Source organism: Gardnerella nova (assembly GCF_049244055.1).
Taxonomy (GTDB): Bacteria; Actinomycetota; Actinomycetes; order Actinomycetales; family Bifidobacteriaceae; genus Bifidobacterium; species Bifidobacterium vaginale_H.
This window is the reverse complement of record NZ_CP058369.1, coordinates 464,725-487,626: the sequence shown is the minus strand read 5'-3', so window position 1 is coordinate 487,626 and position 22,902 is coordinate 464,725. Positions and strand designations below refer to the sequence as shown.

General features: G+C 42.2%; 13 protein-coding genes, 1 tRNA gene and 1 pseudogene. 1 reads left to right on the top strand and 14 read right to left on the bottom strand.

Annotated features, from left to right (window positions below):
* Positions 1 to 44 precede the first annotated feature (44 nt).
* The 5 genes from aroA to HXT56_RS02085 form a co-directional block, all read right to left on the bottom strand.
* Entirely contained in the window at positions 45 to 1,409 is a 1,365-nt protein-coding gene (gene aroA / locus HXT56_RS02105) for a 3-phosphoshikimate 1-carboxyvinyltransferase (RefSeq protein WP_421778320.1), read from the bottom strand.
* 94 nt (positions 1,410 to 1,503) lie between these two features.
* Positions 1,504 to 2,418, bottom strand: a complete 915-nt coding sequence (locus tag HXT56_RS02100; protein ID WP_116711619.1) for an energy-coupling factor transporter transmembrane component T family protein — start codon at positions 2,416 to 2,418, stop codon at positions 1,504 to 1,506.
* A gap of 1 nt (position 2,419) precedes the next feature.
* Entirely contained in the window at positions 2,420 to 4,012 is a 1,593-nt protein-coding gene (locus HXT56_RS02095; RefSeq protein WP_421778318.1) for an ABC transporter ATP-binding protein, read from the bottom strand.
* A 111-nt stretch (positions 4,013 to 4,123) separates the two neighbouring features.
* A complete protein-coding gene (locus HXT56_RS02090; RefSeq protein WP_116711617.1) occupies positions 4,124 to 4,735 on the bottom strand; it encodes an ECF transporter S component in 612 nt (203 codons plus the stop codon).
* Positions 4,736 to 5,063: 328 nt separating this feature from the next.
* A tRNA-Pro gene (locus HXT56_RS02085) sits at positions 5,064 to 5,140 on the bottom strand.
* Positions 5,141 to 5,297: 157 nt separating this feature from the next.
* On the opposite strand from HXT56_RS02085, the gene HXT56_RS02080 reads away from it, so the two are divergent.
* A complete protein-coding gene (locus HXT56_RS02080) occupies positions 5,298 to 6,419 on the top strand; it encodes an ABC transporter permease (protein WP_421778317.1) in 1,122 nt (373 codons plus the stop codon).
* 130 nt (positions 6,420 to 6,549) lie between these two features.
* Here HXT56_RS02080 and glgX read toward each other — a convergent pair whose 3' ends face one another.
* The 9 genes and pseudogenes from glgX to pulA form a co-directional block, all read right to left on the bottom strand.
* Positions 6,550 to 8,679 (bottom strand): glycogen debranching protein GlgX, encoded by a 2,130-nt coding sequence (gene glgX, locus HXT56_RS02075; protein WP_116711615.1) that lies wholly within the window; start codon positions 8,677 to 8,679, stop codon positions 6,550 to 6,552.
* 87 nt (positions 8,680 to 8,766) lie between these two features.
* Positions 8,767 to 9,651 (bottom strand): Nif3-like dinuclear metal center hexameric protein, encoded by an 885-nt coding sequence (locus HXT56_RS02070; RefSeq protein WP_421778316.1) that lies wholly within the window; start codon positions 9,649 to 9,651, stop codon positions 8,767 to 8,769.
* 70 nt (positions 9,652 to 9,721) lie between these two features.
* Positions 9,722 to 12,784, bottom strand: coding sequence for a DNA polymerase I (polA, locus tag HXT56_RS02065; protein ID WP_421778315.1), 3,063 nt, complete (start codon positions 12,782 to 12,784; stop codon positions 9,722 to 9,724).
* A gap of 80 nt (positions 12,785 to 12,864) precedes the next feature.
* The gene (locus HXT56_RS02060) at positions 12,865 to 13,653 is read right to left on the bottom strand and encodes an ANTAR domain-containing response regulator (protein WP_116711612.1); all 789 of its coding nucleotides are present in this window, start codon (positions 13,651 to 13,653) and stop codon (positions 12,865 to 12,867) included.
* A 226-nt stretch (positions 13,654 to 13,879) separates the two neighbouring features.
* A complete protein-coding gene (menA, locus tag HXT56_RS02055; protein WP_421778314.1) occupies positions 13,880 to 14,968 on the bottom strand; it encodes a 1,4-dihydroxy-2-naphthoate octaprenyltransferase in 1,089 nt (362 codons plus the stop codon).
* A 47-nt stretch (positions 14,969 to 15,015) separates the two neighbouring features.
* Entirely contained in the window at positions 15,016 to 15,789 is a 774-nt protein-coding gene (locus HXT56_RS02050; RefSeq protein WP_421778313.1) for an energy-coupling factor transporter transmembrane component T family protein, read from the bottom strand.
* A 61-nt stretch (positions 15,790 to 15,850) separates the two neighbouring features.
* A complete protein-coding gene (locus tag HXT56_RS02045) occupies positions 15,851 to 17,746 on the bottom strand; it encodes an ABC transporter ATP-binding protein (RefSeq protein ID WP_421778312.1) in 1,896 nt (631 codons plus the stop codon).
* 111 nt (positions 17,747 to 17,857) lie between these two features.
* Positions 17,858 to 18,484, bottom strand: a complete 627-nt coding sequence (locus tag HXT56_RS02040) for a tryptophan transporter (RefSeq protein ID WP_421778311.1) — start codon at positions 18,482 to 18,484, stop codon at positions 17,858 to 17,860.
* Between the two features lie 954 nt (positions 18,485 to 19,438).
* Positions 19,439 to 22,408: pseudogene (pulA, locus tag HXT56_RS02035) on the bottom strand (type I pullulanase); the annotation flags it as partial.
* Positions 22,409 to 22,902 lie beyond the last annotated feature (494 nt).

The following is a 22,902-nucleotide window of genomic DNA, read 5'->3' as shown; positions in this document are numbered from 1 at the left end:
ATTTGTTATGTAAGCTTGTTATGCAAGCTTGTTATGCAAGCTTGTTATGCAAGCATTTTATGCCACATGCCCGGAAAATCAGGAATCGTTTTGCGAGTTGTAACAATATTCTTGACGCGTATATTTTTTATTCTCAGCCCCAGCATTGCAGCAAACGTAGCCATACGGTGATCAGCATACGTTTCCATAACTTCCCCGTGTATCTGCTTACTTGGCTCAATACGAATACCGTCGTCAAGTTCTTCCGCACCAATTCCAACACGTTTCAATTCAGCTACCAACGCCGCCAAACGATTCGTCTCATGACCACGCAAATGTGCAATACCGTGAAGTTCACTTGCCCCATCCGCAAAAGCAAGAATAGCCGCAATACTCGGAGCAATCTCCCCTGCTGCACTTAAATCAAGCGAAGAAATTGCACGTATACTACCATTGCCAGTAACAGAAAGCACTCCAGATTCACTATTAGAACTATCTTCTTCAAAATTAACTACAGCACCCATCTGCTCAAGCAAGTTTGGAAGCAAACCCCCTGGCTGAGTTGTATTCTTCGGCCAGTTTGGAACCCTAACTGTGCCTCCAGCAATCAATGCTGCGCCCAAAAATGGTGCTGCATTTGACAAATCAGGTTCAACAACTACCACATTTGGCAAAACTAAGTGCGCTTCCGAAACACTCCAACTACTAGGTTCGCACATTCGTACAGTGCCAGCAGCCTTACGAATGTCATCCATCGTCATACGAATATGTGGCATACTCGGCAAAGTTGCGCCAGTATGTTCAAGATATAATCCACCAGAAATTCTGGATCCAATAAGCAACAAAGCAGAAATAAATTGAGATGACGCAGACGAATCAATGCGCACAATTTTCTTCAAATTATCTTCTGAAATTTCACGCTGCGGAGGCGTAATAGTATACGGCAAAAAACCGACTGCACCATGGTACGTAACTGTCGCACCAAGCTGCTCCAAACCATCAAGTACTGGTTTCATAGGACGTGCATACGCCTGCTCATCACCATCAAATCGCACAGGACCGTCGGCAAAAAGCGCTAACGCACTAACGAAACGCATCACCGTTCCAGCTAAACCACAATTTACAACACTCCCCTCCTGAACATTGAATATTCCAGATTCAGGAGGCTCCACGCGAACCACAGTCCCTTCAACGTTAAGAGACTCACATGTGACGCCAAAAACTTTGAGCGCATCTATCATAAGTTCCGTGTCTCTAGAACGCAACAATCCTTGTAATATCACAGGTTTTTTTGCAAGTGCTGCAAGTATCAAATACCGATTCGATAATGATTTGCTACCTGGAATATTTACCGTCGCGTTGAGTGGCGTATCACATAATGGCGCGGCCCAAAGATTAAGGCAACTGCAAGGATTCATCATTTCATTCATACTACGATACTAGCGAGCAACATGTACGGTACGCACAATAATCTCAAGCTTTTCTGCGCATTCTTACGTTACTAGCTACTAAATTATAGCGAAATTACATACGAATAAACGCATTATGCCAATACCCTGTTCGAATTGAAGTGTAAAGAGCAATAGTTGGAATAGCAATACTAATCAGATAAAACACCCAATCAAATACTGTTAATTTGGATTTTCGCGCTGGAACGCGTTTAACAGTACTGCCAAAGGCTCTCGCTTCCATAGCGGTTGCGAGCTTAGTTCCACGACGAATAGAAAGCACAAGCAAACCAAAAGATTGCGAAAGCATGCGTTGTAAAGCCTTACCGTCTGAAATGCCGCGAGACCTACGTGCCAAACCAAAAGCATGCCAATCGTCCTGCAATAAAGTAAACATGCGCAATCCAGCTAACGCACCGTACACAAAGCGTGGAGAAAAATGCAAAATCTGCACTAATCCATCTGCCAAATCAGTAGGATCTAAGCCGAGAGCCAGTATAACGCCCGGAACCGCCACTGCTGCAACACGGACAAATGTGCAACAAGCTAAATATAACGAGCCTTGACTTACGTGCATCCAACCGAATTGGAACAGCACGTTTCCGGAGCTTTGACCGTATAAAAGTACAGATATGAAACTGCCTGAAGCAGCAATCCAAACCGGCCAAGTGTGACGTAAAACGTACCACGGCATAACGCCACCAATTGCCAATAGCAGTATATCCAAACCGAATGCGATAGAAGCTGAAACGATATCTAACGTAACAAACATCGGCAAACACAGCAGCAAAGCTCCAATGAAACGGCTTATTGGATTAAGTTTACGAATAAACCACGATGGTGATACAAGCCTTTCGTGTTCCACGCGTTGCGAAGCTGAAGTGACATTTATAGAAGAAACCTTAGCAAGATCTTCCTCAACTTTCGGATTAAGATCCGCTTTAGAACTTACATTATTAGCGAAATTTTCTGATACACTACGCAACTTCATATTACACGTTCCTTTCGCTCTGCTCGCACGCAGGATCAACACTCTTCTCATGCTCAACACGTATTACACGAGCACCCAATGCTTCTACTAAAGCGTCATCGTGCGTAACCATAATAACTGCAGAACCGCTGTCTCGAATTTGCGCAATCAGTTCAACCATGGCCGTCCACGTAGTAAAGTCCTGACCAAACGTTGGTTCGTCCATAATAACTACGCGGGGAGCTGCAGCCAGCAACGAAGCAACAGAAAGGCGACGCTTTTCGCCGCCAGATAAGGTATACGGATTAGCTAGCGCAAAACGTTTCAGATTCATACGTTCCAGCATTGCGTCAGCAATATCGTAAGATTCTTGCTCACTTTTGCCTTGCTTTCTTGGTCCTAAAGCAACTTCATCTCGTACGCACGACGTTACAAACTGGTGTTCAGGCTCTTGGAACACCATGCCAATGCGTCCCAGCAATTCACGGCTTTTCCACGTCCAAAGATTATTATCTCGCTTTTCAGGAACCAAATCTTTCGCTAAACACACGCTTCCTTCAAGAGGTTTTAATAGGCCTGCAAGGGTGAGTGCTACAGTAGTTTTTCCTGCACCATTAGGTCCCATGAGCGCAGCTACTTCACCAAAACGAAAGCCAATATTAACATGCTGAGCTAACGGCACTGTTCTTCCGAAGGAACAGTCACGAGTATAAAGTGCAAGATCTTGCGATTTATCGTCACAACTATATTCTTTTTTCGGAGCAAACGATGTAATAGTTCTTCCAGGAACCCAAGCACCGCCGTTTGCAAGCATGTCACCAAATTGTGCAAATACTTCTTTTGGATCGCCGTCTGCAATAACGCAGCCAACGTTAGCGTCAGTATCGCCAGTATCGTCAGTATCGTCAGCGTGATGTTGGGAAGGTTTTCCAATTACAATCACTCTGTCGATAAGATCCATCCAAATATCAATATGATGTTCAACCACTACCATAGTGGCACCAGTTTTTACAAGCACATTGGCTACCGCGTCATGTACTTGCTTTACTCCTTCAGGATCGAGATTGGCTGTAGGCTCATCTAATAACAACAGTCCAGGGTGCATAGCAAGCACACCAGCTAATGCAAGGCGTTGTCGCTGCCCTCCAGATAAACATTGCGTCGATCGACGAAGACCTTCACTTCCTGAAGTAATATCGTCCAAACCAACTGCTTGTAAAGATTCACGTACTCGTTTCCACGTTTCTTCTACTGGAATACCGAGATTTTCACTGCCGAAAGCAACATCATCACCAGTTCGTTCGAGAATAATCTGAGAATCGGGATCTTGCATAACCAAACCGACTCTGCCACGTGCATCCTTTGCCTCAACCCCATCTATACAAAGGCTACCTTCTGCCATGCCCTCAGTTTCGTCTCCAAGAACACCAGCCAAACCTGCCATTAAGGTACTTTTACCAGCTCCAGACGCGCCCAGCAATAACACGTGTTCGCCTGGTTTAATATCAATATTTACATGACGTAATACAAAATCTTTACGCGTTGTGTGACGCCAACCCCAGTCTTGAGCAACAACGCTCGCAGGAGCCCATGCGACATTATCTGCAAGTTGCATAATAACAAACTTTCATTACCGAAGCATTATATGAACAAACTATCGTGTTTTAATGCTTTTGCAAGCACTAGAACACGATAGTTTAAGATTTCAAGCACTTTCTTTAAGCGCTCACACTAATGCTTGAGGGCGGCCTGATTCAAAACGATCGAGAACACCCGTTGCAGCTAATGCTTTTTGCACAACCCACATCAGCACGCCGGCAATAATGAAACCGGAAATAATAGAAGTAATTACATTTGCTGTAATGTACTGAACACTCCAGCCCTGGCCACCGCTAGTCCAATTGTAAAGGAAGCAAGCCAAACCTGCCAACGCACCCGAAATAACGGTAGAAAGCAAGTTCCATGCCTTATACATGAAGAAAATGAACGCAAGTTCTGCGCCAATGCCTTGTATAATACCAACAATCAAAGATCCGCCAACGCCCCACTGATTGCCCAGCATGAGTTCAACAAACGCAGCTAAAGTTTCAGCAAATAATGCAGCACCAGGCTTACGCACGATTATTGCAGCTAAAGGTCCAGCAAAAAGCCAAAAACCATTAGACAAACCTTCAGCGCCAGGCAACAGGCTTGCGAAAAGATTAGTAGGAGCTGCACACACAATGTCCCAAGCCCAGAACAATACACCAGAGGCAACGGCGATAATTGCGGCGATAACAATATCAATAACTCGCCAACGGTTCGAATGTTTTACTTCCGAATTTTCAACAGTAGACATAATAAGTGCCTTTCTTTCTATGAATAGATAGATTGGGGCACGGGAAAAGAGCGACGTCCGTTGCTAATATTACTTAACACACGTTCAATCGGTCGAAGCTTACGCTTCCTCTCAGCCTTGCGGCTCCCGAGTCAATATTCAATCATTAGTAAAGCTCACACACGCAATTACTGCATGTACAAGCCCAACAGTTCAACAATACACACTAGTATGACATCATTCAACAGAGTGCCTAGAGAAAAATAGAAATCTATAAGATAAAAGGAAAAATTGGGCGATATCATTCAATATTAATAAACAAAAAACCCGAGTCAAAGACTCGGGCTCATGGTCGGGGTGACAGGATTCGAACCTGCGACATCCTGCTCCCAAAGCAGGCGCGCTACCAAACTGCGCTACACCCCGATGCTTCAAAACCACAACCTGGCTTCCAAGCACAATCAATTACTATAGCGCACATTTATGACAAATGCAAATCCGCGACACACTGATGCGAGAACACAGAAAGCATCTCCACCAGCACAAGCTACAATAGAGTAAGTTGCACCACAGAGGGGTTTATATGGGACGTTTTCAACGAACAGAAGCAGCAGGTTTGATAGCATTTCTTGCATGCGCTGTTTACGGCATGATTGTTATGTCTTTATACATGTCCGTAATGCCAGCAATTTGGCAAATAAGTCAACGACTCTTCCTCACTGCATCTGGAATTGTGGCCCTTTGTAGCGTTGGCGCATTCGTTATTGGATATTTACGCACCAACAAAAAATTTACCGGCAGCTACTTAATACGCCTCGCAAAACACACTTTTGAAATTACCGCACTTTCAACCATGTACGGCGCAACCATGTTCCTCATGTCTTTCGCACTACTTTCTATTATCAACGGGATTATAGGAAGATCAGCAATGAATAGCTATCTTCCCGTATTATGTTCAGCATTATCCGGAATAGTTGGTTACGCAACACTTATCCAAGCAGAACTACTAGAAGCAAAAACTGTCGCCTCACTACTCCCCTTATTTGTTATTTCTGGAGCAGCAACAGCAGGATTAACGTCCGACGACCCCTACTGGTACAACAATAATTTTTCTCAGCTTGGAGATCGTACAACTTTTGCCGCCAATATGTTTAACGCAACACTTGTTTTAGCAGGACTTTGCATTATTATTACTAGCTACTTTGCTATCAGCGAGTTTATTGCAACACAACACGAAATACTAACACGAAACAGCCAAGAAAAAACGAAGCATTTCAAAGTGCGAATTACCATTATGGCTGCGCTGCTTATTCTTGGAGGTATTGCTTTTATTGGCATAGGTACATTCCGGTACACGCCACACCCCATCCTTCACGACTTGTGTGCGCGAGGCGTCACAGGATTAATCTGCACTATGCTCGTTTGTCTTCCGTGGCTTGCTCCTCGGCTGTCACGAACGTTTTATATAGCTTCAGATTTAGCAGTTGCACTCACTTCGTGGGCTGGAAACCAGTGGCTTCATGGTCATAATACGCTCACCAATGTGGAAGCACTTTCATGCTTACTTTTCCTAGGTTGGATTATTGTCTTTTCACGACAAGTTGCAGCCATGCAAAGCGATCGACTTCAATCAAAAATTAATCAAATGATTATAGCAAATAAAGAATCACAAACCGACAAGTCGCACGTCATCTATCAACGCTAACAGTGACATTCAACGCAACGTTCAACACAATCAATCACATAATATAAAGGCAGTACAGAAGCACAAATACAAACGCGCTCCCACACTGCCCTTAACTTTCAAAAGTGGATGAAAACTCACACAACCATTACTAGTGCTCTGGCTTATGCTCACTCATAAGGAGCAAGAAACTACGCGACTGAGCAACAATATTAAAACCTGCTTCATAAAGAAGTTCAGGACCTTTTGGATTGTGCGTGTCCACAATAAGCTTCCACTTTTCTCCATAACGCTTATCTGGCAAAGTAAACGTGATTGGTTCATAATGCGCATTAAAAATAAGAATGAAATCATTATCAACCATCCTGGTACCATACCAGTCTGTTTCCGGAATATCAGAACCATTCAAATAAATCATAACCGATAAGGCATGGGTATTTGACCAGTCTTCCATATCCATAACAGTTCCGCTATGGTCAAGCCACTCAACTTGCGGAATATCACAAACGTCATCCTCATTCGATCTACCAGTAAAGAACCGACGACGATGTAGAACAGGATGACTTAGTCGCAAATGAATGAGCTTAGCAACGAAATCAAACATATCGCGCTGTTTTTCGTTACAATCCCAACTCATCCACGAAATAGCGTTATCTTGGCAATACGCGTTATTGTTACCGTTCTGCGTACGCATCACTTCATCGCCAGCGCAAATCATAGGAATGCCTTGGCTCATAAGCAAAGTTGAGAACAGATTACGCATCTGACGTTCACGCAGTTCGTTCACATCGTGAATATTAGTAGGTCCTTCTACACCGCAATTCCACGAACGATTATCATTGGCACCGTCGCAATTGCCTTCCTTATTCGCTTCATTATGCTTTTCGTTGTAACTCACTAAATCGTTCATAGTAAAGCCGTCGTGAGCTGTAATAAAGTTCACCGACGCAACCGGCTTACGCCCGTTCTGCTCATATAAATCAGAGCTACCCATAAGTCTACTTGCAAATTCAGGAAGCGTCGAAGGCTGCGACCGCCAAAAATCGCGCACACAATCACGATAACGACCGTTCCATTCCGACCAGCTTGGAGGGAAACCACCAACCTGATATCCACCCACGCCAATATCCCAAGGCTCAGCAATAAGCTTCACGCTTGAAATAATAGGATCTTGCTCGATAATGTCGAAGAATGCGGAAAGCTTATCGACTTCCTGGAATTGACGCGCAAGCGTTGCCGCCAAATCAAAGCGGAAACCGTCAACATGCATTTCTGTCACCCAGTAGCGCAAACTATCAGTAATCAGTCGCAATGCCTTTGGCGAGCGCATAAGCAGCGAATTACCGGTGCCAGTGGTATCAAAATAGTGACGTTGATCGTTGTCAACCAAGCGGTAGTAGGCTCGATTATCGATACCGCGGAAGCTTAAAGTTGGGCCTCTATCGTTTCCTTCAGCAGTATGGTTGTAAACCACATCGAGAATAACTTCCATACCGGCCGCATGATAAGCCTTCACCATGGACTTGAATTCATTTACCTGCTCACCGCGCTGACCTGAGCTTGAATAAGAGTTCTGAGGAGCAAAGAAACCGATTGTATTATAACCCCAATAGTTGCTCAACCCCTTATTTTGCAAGAACGAATCGTTCACAAACTGATGAATCGGCATAAGTTCAATTGCAGTAATACCAAGCTTCTTCAAATACGAAATAACACTTGGGTGCGCAAGACCAGCATAGGTGCCACGAATATCCGCCGGAACGCGCTTGTCGAGATTAGTCATACCACGCACATGCGCCTCATAAATGACTGAATCATGATACGGAATCATAGGATGCTGATCATTACCCCAATCGAAATATGGGTTAATAACAGCAGCTTTCATAGTGTGTGCGGCAGAATCCAGAGTATTCATCGCTGAAATATCATCCGGATTGGCGAACCAATATGAGAAAAGACTTTCATCGCCGTCAATATTGCCCTCAATCGCCTTAGCGTATGGGTCAAGTAACAGCTTATGCGGGTTACACCATAATCCATGAGATGGATCATACGGACCGTGGACACGATACCCATATCGCTGGCCAGGCTGAATACCAGACACATAATTGTGCCATACGTATGAGTTCTGCTCGGTCATATCAATACGCGTTTCGTTATCGTGCTCATCAAACAAACATAATTCAACGCGCTTTGCAACTTCGGAAAACAGCGCAAAATTCACGCCGGCACCATCATAATTGGCACCAAGCGGATACATGGAACCTGGTCTTATATGCATAATATAAGTATCGCATATATTTCTACAGTTTTCACGCCATGTTGCTTATATTTCAAGAAACCTGAAAATTTATATTTTACACAGCATTTAATTAATTACGTAATTCCAAGGATCACAGGCTTCACCAATCCAAGTCACCTCGGGACGTTCTCCAGAAATTTTCGCAACGGAATCTGCAATGTCGCCAACAGCATAATTAAACCATAACGATTCAATAGCGCTGTGTGGCGTATTGATAAGCATAGGACGCATGTTCTGAGAAGACTCCAATCCGCAATCAAATCGCAACTGAGCTTCATAACGCGCCTGCTCAATAGCATCCGTTGCAGGATGATGACGCAAGTCACTAGTAACATACACGTCGACGCCAGCAGCACGCACTTCGTCAAACAAACTCTCCCCTGAACCAGGCAACACAGCAACAGAACGAACTTGAGCGTCAAGATTACCAGCAACTTGCACTCCAAAATGCGTGCGAGGCAAAGCATTGAATACTGTATGAGCAAAATCGCGCAAAGTAACCGGAGAATTAAGTTCTCCAATACGCCCTAAACCAACTTCATGACCGTAAGAATCTGGCTGAGATTGTGGTACAAGCGGACGAAGATTGTGCAAACCAAAAGAATCTGCCGCAGCATGAGCAACCCCACGCCAAGCCGCATCAGCATTAGTATGGCCAACCCACAAGCCGCAATTATTCTCAATCAACCGGCGCACAATTTCGCCTCGTACCCCAAAGCCTGCTACTTCGTGCACCGCCCTAAAGAACAAGGGATGGTGAGTGACAAGCAAATCCGCTCCCATTGCAAGCGCACGATCAACCATTGCCAATGTGGGATCGCATACGCAAACAATACGCTGTACACGTTTACGCACATCACCAACAATCAGTCCTGGGGCATCCCACTGTTCCGCATAACGCAATGGATACAACTGCTCCAACGCCTTAGCAGCCTCGTATAACGTAGTCATAATGCCCCCTATCGCTCGGCTCACATATAATATTTGTAAGAACGTATACAAATAAAAGATATCAGCACCATTAGTGCGCTGCTAGCTGCCAGTCTGCTCCAACACCCGTAGACACATCGAGCGGAACATCAAGCTCTACAGCATGCTCCATCGCTTGACGAACCACAGTTTCCACTGATTCTTGTTCACCATGAGCAATTTCCAAAATAAGTTCATCGTGAATCTGCAAAATAACACGGCTTAGCAGTTTCGCCTTACGCAATCCTTCATCAACACGAAGCATAGCAAGTTTCATAATATCCGCCGCAGTTCCTTGAATTGGAGCATTAAGGGCGCCTCTCTCTGCTGCCTCGCGAACAGTTCTATGCGTTGAAGAAAGCTGCGGGAAGTAGCGGCGGCGGCCAAACATTGTTTCCGTATAACCAAGTTTTCGGGCTTGCGCAACCAAAGATTCCAAGTAATCGTGTACGTTTCCGAAAGTATCAAAATACTTATTTTTCAACACTTCAGCAGCGGCAGGAGTAATAGAAAGTTGCTTAGCTAAACCGTAAGTGCTCAACCCGTAGGCCAAACCGTAACTCATAGCTTTTACATGCGAACGCTGCTCCGCATTAACCTGCGTTACTGGAATTTGGTAAACCAAACTTGCTACATACTTATGGAAATCTACTCCAGAACAAAATGCTTTAATAAGCGTGCTATCTTGAGAAGCATGAGCCATAATACGCAATTCGACTTGCGAATAATCGCAGCTCATTAACGATTCAAAGCCTTCCCCAGGCACAAAAGCAGCACGGATTTCACGTCCAGTAGCATTTTTGTTAGGAATATTTTGCAAATTTGGATCAGTTGAGCTGAGGCGACCTGTCGCAGCAATAGTTTGCTCAAAGGTAGTATGAATACGATTGTCGTCATAATGTGCAGCTTCAATTAAGCTTTGCACAATTTGTTTCAACTTATTTGTTTCACGATGCTTTAACAATGCTCCCAAAAATTGGCTTGACGCTTCATCTGGATCGGTTTTCGCATACATTTCCTGCAAAGCTTCCGCATTAGTAGTGTATGATCCGCTTTTCGTGCGTCGCGTAGGCTTGAGACCAAAATGTTCAAACAGAATTTGCTGGAGTTGCTTTGGACTTTGTAAATTCACGCGCTTATCTGCCAACTTCCATGCCATATTCTGCGCAAACTCTGCGTCTGAGGAGAATTTGCGGAACATATCCTCTAAACGCTGTAAATCTACTGCAGCACCAGTGTCTTCCATGCCTCTTAACACGCGCGAAACCGGCATTTCCAAATCGGACATAAGCCCTGTCTGCTTCCGCGCATCAATTTTAGGAGCGAATTGACGAGCTAACGAACGAGTAAGAATCACTATTCTTAGCAGATTTTCTTCACGAAGCCTGCTTGCTTCAGCCTCAGCTTTCGTTTCCTCACGCGTAGTGTCATCATCAAGAAGAAGGTCAAGCTCACCCTGCTCAGGTTTTTGAGCATCAGCATCACCCTCGTATGGGTGAATATCTAAATAATGCTCAACTACAGTTTCAATAGTGTCTGCACGAAAATCAGGTTCCAAAAGGTACGATGCCAGTCTCGTATCAAGAAGTGGCATACAAATATTTTCGCTGTTATCCTGTAATATTCCCAAAGATTTAAACAACGCTAAATGTTTCTTATAATCATGCAACACCATAGCGGAACTATGAGCATTCAAAAATTCTCGCAAAGACGGCAAAATATTCTTTTCTTTTGAAGCAATATCGTCAGCATATAATACTGCCGCTTCGTGACCAACAAGCATGACGAGAGAATCTGCTTTCAAACCAAAATGTCTACTTGCTACACATTTTCGCTCGTGAGCATACAAAGTTAATTCCGTATTATTTTTTATACGAGCAGCACACTGCTTCGACGCATCAATACCGTAATTTTTATCGGAATCATGAGATAAATCATGAGATAAATCACCAGAATTCACGCTAGTATTATCAGGCAAATCAGCCGACTGCTTCATAATAGGCGAAACACAGCGCTGCCAGTTCAGAAAATCTTCCAGTGATTTTACATGATGTACATGTATGCTCGCTAGCATTGATTGAATATCATCAATCTCTTGATCCGACTCCTCATCTGCAGAAGAAGTATCGGAATCGTTGTAAATAGACGAAAGCATAATCTGCATATTGCGTTCAAGAGTTTGTTTCGGCACGAGATTGAAGGTTTTCAAAATCTTGCGTTTTTTTAACTCGCCAAACTCGAGTTGAGATAGCAATTTCCCCAAGTTTACAGCGTCAACTTCGCCGAAACGTAAATCTTCTACGCTTACTCCAAGATCCAAATCTCTTACTAAAGCATTAACTTTACGATTTAGACGCACTTGGTCAATATTTTCGCGTAAAGACTCACCTTTTTTGCCAGTAATTTCGTCAGCGTGAGCAATAATACCTTCTAAGCTACCAAACTGATTAATCCACTTCGCTGCATAACCGTCACCGACACCTGGTACTCCAGGAATATTATCGGCAGTTTCTCCTCTTAACGCTGCCAAATCCGGATACTGCTGAGGAGTAACACGATACTTTTCGAATACAGCAGCAGGATCCATAGCTTTCAAATCTTTGAAATGCTGACCTGGATATAGCACGGTGATATTGTTATCTATGAGTTGGAATGCGTCGCGATCACCAGAAAGTACAAGCGTACGATAGCCAGCATTGGCACCCATAGTTGCGAGCGTGCCAATAACATCGTCACCTTCGTAGCCCGGTTTTTCAATATAGGTAACTCCAAGAGCCGTCAACAATTGCTGAATAAGCGGAAGTTGAGAAAGCAATTCCTCAGGTGCAGCATCACGAGTCCCTTTATACTGGGGCAGCAAAGTATTTCTGAAGGTGCCACCTTTAACGTCAAAAGCAATAGCTAAACGATCAGGATGCTCTTTTTTTACCACTTCCGAAAGCATGGTAATAAAGCCCCAGACAGAATTAGTGGCCTGACCTGAGCGCGTAGAAAAATTATCTACTGAAATCGCAAAAAAAGCACGGAATGCAAGCGAGTGGCCATCAACGACCAACAACGTCCCCTTATCATTCTTGTTCTGCGAATAATGTTCTTCGACGATGTTGGCATCCACTGTTGACTCTTCACCTACATTCCGTAATTTACTTGTTATAATATGTGAGCTTATACCATAGCATAAGCTCTACTTACATCTTAATTTTCAGATTCAGGCTCAGGTTTGTCATCACTATACTTAGCGATAATAGCCAAAGCTAAGCGCTTCTTAGGAATACGCTGATCCATGGAAGTCTTCTGAATCCAACGGAAAGCACCCTGCTCTGAGAATCCAGCTTTATCCATAAGCAAGCCTTTAGCACGGTCGACAAGCTTACGCTCCTCTAACGTATCTTCAGCTTTCTTGAGCTTTTCTTCAGTTTTCTTGAGCTGATCTTCAGTGTCACGTAACTTGTTTTCTGTACGCTCTACGCTATCCAACAAATCGTTAATCTCACTGAAACGACCCATTGCAACTTCCAACGCAGGAAGAAGCTTAGACTCCTCGTACGGCTTAGTTACGTACGCCATCGCTCCAGCACCGGTTGCCTGTTTTACTAAATCAGATTGCGAAAAAGCAGTCAGCATAACTACTGGAGCAATATTTTCGTCGCAGATAGTAGCAGCAGCTGTAATACCATCAACTACCGGCATCTTAACATCCATGCAAACTACGTCCGGACGATGCTCACGAGTTAATTCAATAGCTTCCTGACCATTAGCAGCCTGACCAACAACCTTATAGCCGTTATCTTCAAGCATTGCTACTAAATCCATACGGTTCACTGCTTCGTCTTCTGCAACAACAACAGTTCGAACGCCGTGACTATTTTTCTTGCTAAGCTCACGTTGAGCAGACTCCTCATCGGCAGCTTTACGCAACTCATCATCAGTAAGTACCACAGGCACAGTAGGTTCTGCCCCCTCATTGTCATTTGCAACTGACATATCACAACCTCATTTCCTTGCCACTCATTCACAGGGCAACATCGCCATGCATCATTAACACGGCGTGCACGCTCAGCATTCAAACAGTAGTAAATTCACGCCTCATAACATGACTCTGCATGTCTTCAAACAACCGTACGCGCACCATGTTTGTGTCAATCAATGATATCATAAGATTTACAAGACGCGCGAAAAAATGTACATTATTCGCACCATTTTGGCTATTTCATATAATCGCCGACAACAATACAGCTGTAGCAGCAAACATTGCCTGAGCAACGCACAGAGGAAAAGCATTCTTATAATCGCCACGAAGCACACATTTAATAAATTTATATGCTTTTATTACAAGAGCTACCAATATAATCCACTGAAAAACAGCAACAAATAGATGCCATCTAGCGTTGCACATAATCATGCTAAAACTGAAGAGAACTTCCTCACTACCAAAACGCCATATTGAAGGCACTGCGGAAGGTAAAACAATAATCAAAGCTGAATATGCTAGTAATAACAGCATTGCTATAGTGCTCATCGTGGCACATAAACGCCTACCATTGTGCTCGCCAAGCCTTACCATTGCAGTTATCTTACCGTGCTTCTCATCGCTTGCAATATCTCGAAGATTGTTCACCATCATTAGACAAGCCGAATAAGCTCCCGGAATACAAGACATGAGCACACAAGTCAAAATTCTTAACGGGTTATTAATAAATATGCTGTTAGCTTGTACGCCAATTCCATAAGTAACTGCGCATAAGGTTCCAATAAAAGGCACGGGTCCAAAGAACACAAAAGCACTTACTTCTCCCCAACCTTTATAACCATAAGGGTGCTTTCCTCCAGCATAAAACCATGCTGCAGCAACGCATGCAATTCCGAGCAGAATAAACCACCATATTCCTGTGCGTACAACAATAATAAAACCAAAAATACACGCAATTATTGCGGAAATGATTACAGCTTTCAGCACTGCTTTCGGCTTAATACCAGCATTTGCAAGACGCCAAGAGACATCACACAAGGGTTTAGAATTATTGCTACCACTTACGGCACGTAAGCTACGATTGTCGTCTAAACCGTTCAGCCCGTCACAGTAATCATTAGCGTAATTAACTGAGATCTGCATACATACAGCAACCACTGCACATAGGAAACATTGAAGAGCGCACTGCCAAGAATGCACGTAAGATTCCCCAAAGCATGAAAACCGAATCATTCGTAAAGCAACAGCAAATGCCATCACAACAGGTACTAAACCTATTGGCAATGTGTAAATTCTTGCACCTTTAAGCCAAATCCCTAGACTTTTCATTAATAGCCTCGTAGATTATTTTATTATTTCATTATTACATAAATAATTTACACGAGATTTGCCAAGAAGATTGATGTGCATATTGGTAAAGCAATAATAAGCGCAGAAATAAATACAGATAAAAATCCGCGCCACCCGAATTGATACTTATAATACGAGGATTTGCGAGTACGCAAATAAAACCCGCGCTCCTCGGCAGCAAGTGCGGAACTGTCTGCTTTTCGAACTGAAGAAACTAAAAGAGGTACAATAAGCGGCATCATAAGCTTTATTTTTTTGAACGGATTTTTAGTATCATATTCAACACCACGAGCCATTTGAGCTTCCGTGATTTGAGACATTTCGTAAGCAAAAATTGGTACAAAACGCACTGCTGTTGTAATAGTAAAAGCGTAGCAGTATGGCACGTGCAAATATTGCACTACAGCATTTGCAAGATCGTTTAATTTAGTCACAGTTAGAACTGTTACAAGAGGAAAAGCAAAGCAGAACAATCTTAAAGCAGCTTTTGCGCCAATATCAATGCCGTGCAATGTGAACCACAAGAAAATATAGTTGCCACTTTGAGCAATAACAGTCTGCAGCAAAAACATTACGCAAGAAATTATTAGCATAGCTTTAATAAGACCAGATAATGCTTTAACAACTCCAGTAAAAGCCATACCAATAAAAATAATAGCTACAAGCGCAATAAGCACAGAATACTGTTTAGCAATAAACACGCTTACTACAACACTCGCAGCAAGAATTAGTTTTGCAATAGGATTAGTGCGATGAAGAAAAGTATTACCTGGTTGGTAGGTTAATAATCTAGTTTTCATAAATATCAGACGCCTTTACTTCTTACTTCTATTTGCTACTTTTAGTTTTCTATTGCTTCTGTTAATTCTGCTGATTTTGTACAGTCTGTTTTGTGATTTTTTCGCCGCGCAACGCTTCTACTAATTCTTCTCTCACATACAAGCCATTGCACTTATTAAATCCATGCGCAACCAAGCCTTGAGAAACGGAACATAATAATGGCGGATACAATGCCGCAGCAGAGCACACTTCCGGCTTTTCAAACACATCGTATGCTGAACCATCAATAATAAGCTTTCCATCATTAATTGTTATAAGTCGAGTTGCATAATCAAGAACAACTTCCATATCGTGACAAACCATAATCACACAGCAACCGTTTTTTCTTAAACGCTCTACAACTTGCATAATTCTCATGCATTCCTTGTAATCAAGACCACAAGTTGGCTCGTCGAGCACCAAAATTTTAGGATGCGTCACTACCGTTGCAGCAAGCGCCACCATTTGACGCTGTCCTCTCGAAAGCATAAACGGGCTAGCTTCAGGATCCAGCTCCAACTCATCAATAATTTCCATTGCGTGAGCTTTAGCTTCGTCCTCATTCTGACCAATTAGAGTGCAGCTTAAAGTAACTTCTTCAAGTACTGTTTCTTTGCATAATTGCCGGTCAGGATTTTGGAATAGCGTAGAAACATATTTTGCTATTTGACTGATACGAAGAGACTTAGTGTCAACGCCATCAATTGTTACGCTGCCTTCTGTTGGTTTTAATAAACCATTAATAATTTTGGTAATAGTTGTTTTACCAGCACCATTTCTACCAACAAGAGTTACAAGCTCTCCAGCGTAAGCTTCAAAAGACACGTTTTTTAGCGCACTAACGCCACTCTGATACGAAAAACTGACGTTTTTAAGCGAAAGACATGGCGAATTGTTTTTCGATTTATTTTGTGCGGAAGATTGTGCGGAGACTTGCGATTCGTGGGGAAAGTCGCAAGCAACCGCCAATTTATTTGAATCACACTCACTATTATCAAATTCACTAGGCGAATCACTATGTGAATCAACATGTGAAGTCAAAGATTTTTCACTATTAATCGTATTAACAATAGTATTTACTGTATCTTCTACAGACACAGGCAAATCGCTTTTATAGCAAATATTCTCACGCTGCAAATCATTAACCAAATGCGTAGTACGCGGATAATTTATTCCAATAGAATACAGCAAATCCATGTTTTTCAACGCTTGCGGTAAAGGTAAATCAAGCGCCAAAGTGCCATTAGAAAGCACAACTAAACGCTTGCAATACTCGCTTAAAAGCGCCACTTTTTGCTCAATTACAACAACAGTTATTCCAAAATTCTTATTCAAATCTTTAAGAATCGAAAAAATCATTTTAGAAGAAACAGGATCTAAAGCGCACGTAGGCTCATCTAACACCATAACTTTAGGCTTTAGCGCAAGAATAGCAGCAATCGCAACTTTCTGCTTTTGACCTCCAGAAAGAGTGTCTAAATCGCGGTTGCGCAAGTCACTAATGCCAACAATTTGCAAAGCTTCATCTATTCGACTTGGTATTTCGCTATGCGCAACGCCAAAGTTTTCTAAGCCAAAAAGAATCTCATCTTCTACGTTTGCAGCAACCATTTGCGCATCAATATCTTGAATAACAGATCCAATTAAGCAAGCAATGTTAGTTAAAGCAAGATTTTTAGTGTCTTGACCTGCAATTTTAACGCTTCCTAAGAGTTCGCCAGAATAATGATGCGGAATAGCACCAGAAAAAAGCGAAGCAAGAGTTGTTTTTCCAGATCCTGAAGGGCCAATAATTCCCACAAATTCGCCAGATTCTACGCTAAGACTTACATCTTTTAGTGCAAAAGTGGAATCTTGTGCCTTTGAAGAGTCCAAAGAATCATCTTTATTCCGATTCACATACTTAAAAGACACATCTTTTAACTCAAGCAAAGGCACAATAATTCCTAACTCTTAAAACCAATAAATTGATTACTAATTATTGATTATTATCTAACGATTATATAATTTACCAAACATTCCTAACACATATTGCAAACACAAACTGTGCTACTTATGCAAAACGAGTCGAATTGGAGTGTAAAGAACTTCAACAACAACAGCATTAAACACAGCAGTTCCAAAAATGATTGGAAGCATAACAAGAATCGTCTTAGGAGAATGAAGAACAAAGAAAGATGCAGTAGATGCAAATATTAAACCAGAAACAACTGTAGTTATAAAAGTTGCTATAAGTGGGAAAATACTGAACTTTCTAGCAGCATCCTTAGGGAAAACGCGAACATAAGCCATAATCATCAAAGTCATAACAATTGCTGCTGGAATATCGCAAGCGTACTCAAGTCCTGGAATCGACGTATTGAACTGAATCAATGTTGCCGCGAGAGCACCAATAATAGCTCCTTGCAGAATATTAGGACGAACCAGCAGAATTGACAGGCAGAAGGAAGCAATAACAAATTCCGGCTGAATGTTGCCAATAGAAAGTGACTTCGCAACCGTGAAATCGAGAATGCAGCCTGCGGCGAACAGTACAGCAACCAGCACCAGCGAAGTAATATCCAGCGCATGATGCTTAACTTTTACATTTTGCATCATTGCTGCAGCAGCATCAGTAGTTGCCTTTGCATCATTGTTATAAGTTTCCTTAACGGTTTCGTTAATTTCTTGAGCCATGATTTCTCTCCTTGTTTGGGCTTTATATTGTTCATATAAAGCTATCGAATATTTTGTTGTGATTTGTTTTGTGATTTGTTTTGTGATTTGGTTATTTTGAAAATTTAAGCTTGTATACAAAAAGACCCCCGGGCTTACCCCGGAGGTCTTTTACAAGCTTTTATACGCAGCTTCTAAAACTTCAGAGTAAACTCACGCCAAAGAGAAGACTGCCACCACCACATACGTGCAGCGTCAAGAGCATTGTGAGATTCAGCATTCATGTTCATGTTACGCATGATAACTGCCTCCTTAAGCTCATTAGCTGACTGTGGTTCACGCACAAACCTCAACCGAAGTATTCGATATTCGTTTGTGTTGAGAATGATGCTAACACTGCAAAAGTACAAATGCAAATATTTATTCGTGCACTATGCTCATATTTTCAAAAATATAAGTAAAATGTTACTTTTTAGAAAACGTATACAAACCCTTGTTATATAAAGGAAAACGGCTTCTATAATTTTAGAAAACGCCCGAAATTATGCTACGCAAAAAATTTCTAAAAAAGCATGCAACACGCAAGCAAAAATCAAAAAATTGAGGGCGATAACATCACCGATGCCATCGCCCTCGTAGTACATATATGTTTTTAGCGTAGCTTACTATTCAAGAACCTACTCGAATATGTAGCACACATATTAAGCAATATGCTTAACGTGTTTTCCTACGCATCAAACACAATACTGCTACAGCTATAAGTATGCCGCACATTACAACAACTTGCGCTATGTTGCTACCAGTTGCACTTAACATACGACCACGTTTTGTAATAGCTTTCTTGGATTTCTGATCTGCAGTTAACTTTTGAGATGAAGTTGAATTCTCACCAGAAGACTGCTCTTGCGTTGTTGCAGCATAGGATTGCTGATCCGAACTCGAAGTATAACCAAGCGAAGTTGAAGTTAGAGTTGTTTGCGAATTCTTTTCTGCATCAAGCAGTACAGCAGTAGAAAGAGCAGCAACCTTGTACTTTCCATTAGCAGCAACAGTCACAGCCTTCGGCTTACTATTTACTTCACCATTGGCAACCAATGCAACATACTTTCCTGCTGGAATCTTTACTTGAGTTTCAGCATTATTAGCATTGAACACTACAACGTATTGTTTATCTCCATCTTTAAGCGTGTAAGCAATTACACCATCAGGAGTGCCAGCAATCATCTTCATGTTCTTGTTAATTGTTGCATAATCAAAATCACGAAGAGACTTAATGCTCTTACGGAGCTTCAACAATCCCCTGAAATAGTTCACAGAATCAGACTTTTCTGTTGCACGATTCCAATCAAGAGCATTGTCTTTATCTCCAGCATTGTAACTGTTTCCGTTACCATTCTTAGTTCGCAAGAATTCCTGGCCGAGCTGAATGAACGGCATGCCACGCGAAAGCAAAACCATTGAATTTGCAAGCTTTACTCGCTTCATGCGCACGTCTTCAGTATCGTTAGGAGCAGAAACCTTTAACTTATCATACAACGACAAGTTATCATGAGCTTCCACATACTGAACTACTTGACCCGCATCAGCAAAGTGCATTTCAGCATTACCATTCCAGCACTTAATCGTATTCTTACCGTCTGCAGTCTTACCGCCTGTGCCAAATTGGCAACCGAGCAAATTATGCTCAAGCAGAGCCTTAGTATCTTTACTAGTATTGCCATTGACAAAACCAGTACCCTTAGCGTCGAATACAGAACCCTTCATAGCATCACGGAATGAATCATTAAAGAACGCTACACCTGGAATCTTAGAACCATTAGGTTGAATAGTAGAATCACTCTTAGGAAGCATAGTATTCATATCCCAACCTTCACCAAGCACAATAATTGATGGATCAATCTTATTAAGCTCAGCACGCACTTCCTGCATAGTCTTCAGGTCAATTAAGCCCATCAAATCAAATCGGAAGCCATCAAGGTTGTAATGCGTAGCCCAATACTTCACAGAGTCCACAATATACTTGCGCATCATTTGACGCTCAGAAGCAGTATCGTTACCGCATCCAGAATTACCATTCAGAGCGCCATCCTTATAACGGAAGTAATATCCAGGAACTGTCTTATTAAACGAATGATTTTGCGCGTTATAAACATGGTTGTAAACCACGTCCATAATCACACGCAGGCCAGCCTTATGAAGGCCAGCAATCATTTGCTTAGCTTCCTTAACTCTTGTTGTTGGATTGACAGGATCTGTAGAGTAAGATCCTTCAGGAACATTGTAGTTTTGCGGATCATAACCCCAGTTTTGAGCACCTGGTTTTCCATAGCCTAAGTCACCAGTTTCATTCACTGAACCAAAATCATACATTGGCATGATTTGCACGTGAGTGACACCAAGCGACTTCAAATAATCAAAGCCAGAAACATTATGCTTATCTGTGGTCTTAGTACCTGCTTCTACTACACCGAGATACTTACCGCGATGAGCATCGCTAATACCAGAGTTTGGATTGATCGAGAAGTCACGAACATCCATCTCTGCAATTGTTGCGTCACTTGGATGCGCAAACTTTGGCATACGCTTTCCAGCATTACCCGCGTCTTTATCTGCTAATACGACAGAACGCTCACCATTTACTACTGCAGCTTTAGCATAAGGATCAGCAGAAACATTCACTGTACCATCAGCAAAATGAACTTCATACGCATAAGCTGTACCAGCTTGATCTCCATCGAGCTTTGCAGACCATACGCCATGATCTTCTGCTTTCATAGCTGTTTCTTTATCTTTTTCAGCTTTTTCAGCAGTCGACTTATAAGTAATCAACTTTACTTCAGTTGCTGTTGGAGCCCAAAGCTTGAAAGTAGTTGAAGAAGCGGAATACGCAGCACCTAAATCATCACCATTGTACGCATATTTCTTATCGAATTCATCGGTACGAATTACGCTAGCGCCCGTCTTAGAAGAAGCGGAAAGATCAACACTTTTAGTTAATCCCTTAATGTTCAACTCATACAGATGTTTGATATCAAGTTCATTCTTGGTCTCAATGGTAATATCTGATCCTTTTTTCTCAACAGAAACAATTTCAATTTCCTTTTGAGACTTCTCACTCTTATCCAAAAGTGTTACATCAGATTTTTTCAGGGAAGACACATCGCCAGACACTTTTACAGCCAATTTTTTAAGACCTGTGATATCAGCAGACATTATGTGAGCTGTAAGTTGTGGCATAGTGGCATTTACATATACTGTAGGATCTCCTTGCAAAAGCCAGATTTCCGCAGTGCCCTTAGTAGGATCATTCTTATCGAGCTTGATAATATTATTAGGTATCGTACGGTCCTGATCACAATCTTTAGACTCCCACTCATTAGTAGAAGTTGAATACCTTACTATAAATTTTGCATTTTCTATACCAGCATCATTTTTAGCAGTAAAGGTTGCAATCTTGCCATAATCGTCATTCGAAGTGAATTGACGAGCAGTGCCACTACGATCGTCTTCCCAAGTCCACATATTCCAGCCTTGGTAATCACCTTTATTCCTATGATAGTGAACTGTTACCGTTAATTCTTTTGGCTTATTCTTAAGATTGTCTGGAGCAGTAAACTTAGTGCTATCGCTAGTGTCTTTTTCATCAGGATTTGTCCAAGTTCCACCTGTTACCCAAGCTTCGGCAAGGCCACCTTCGCAATTGTCAATAGCACGATCGCCACCATCTTTATTCCACTTTTCTGTAGTGGTAATAAAGAAAAGAGACTTGTTTTTAAACGCGCCGTCAACTGTTGTTTCAAAGACTTTACCGAAAGAATCAGTGCCAGTAAACTTATGCCAAGCTCCAGGTAAATCTTTGCCATCCTTGTCTTTGCCCCATAGCCAAATGCCAATATCGCGAGTATCCCCTGCTTTTGGCTTATAGTGGATTCGGACAGTCGTTTTGCTCGTCACATCTTGTTGGGAAGCAGTAGCACCTTTATTTTCCAGCGTTACCTTATTTGATGTTCCCTCTGTTGAATTAGCAGCATTAGCAGTATTTGCAACAGCAAACCCTGTTACTAACATTGCAACAGCCGCAACAATCGAAGTTATCTTCGACGCACAATGTCGATGAAAACTCATTCGATATCCTTTCCTCCGTTGGTACCAGCATACTTCTCCATTGGTTATGCTGATAGCTGCAATATGCAAATGACAGCTAACGCTACTACGCTGCTAACCGGCATCGTAATGCATATTACTAGCAAGGCAATTGTACCACTTCAATACTGACATCATAACAACCGTATAGCTCACCCTAACGCAGATATGTGTGTAAATAAACTATTGTTAACAGCACACAAGCAGAATTAAAAATCAAAAAATGAGGGCAATAACACCACCGATGCCATTGCCCTCGATTTTTAATATCAGTGCTTAAGAAATAATACGTTCAA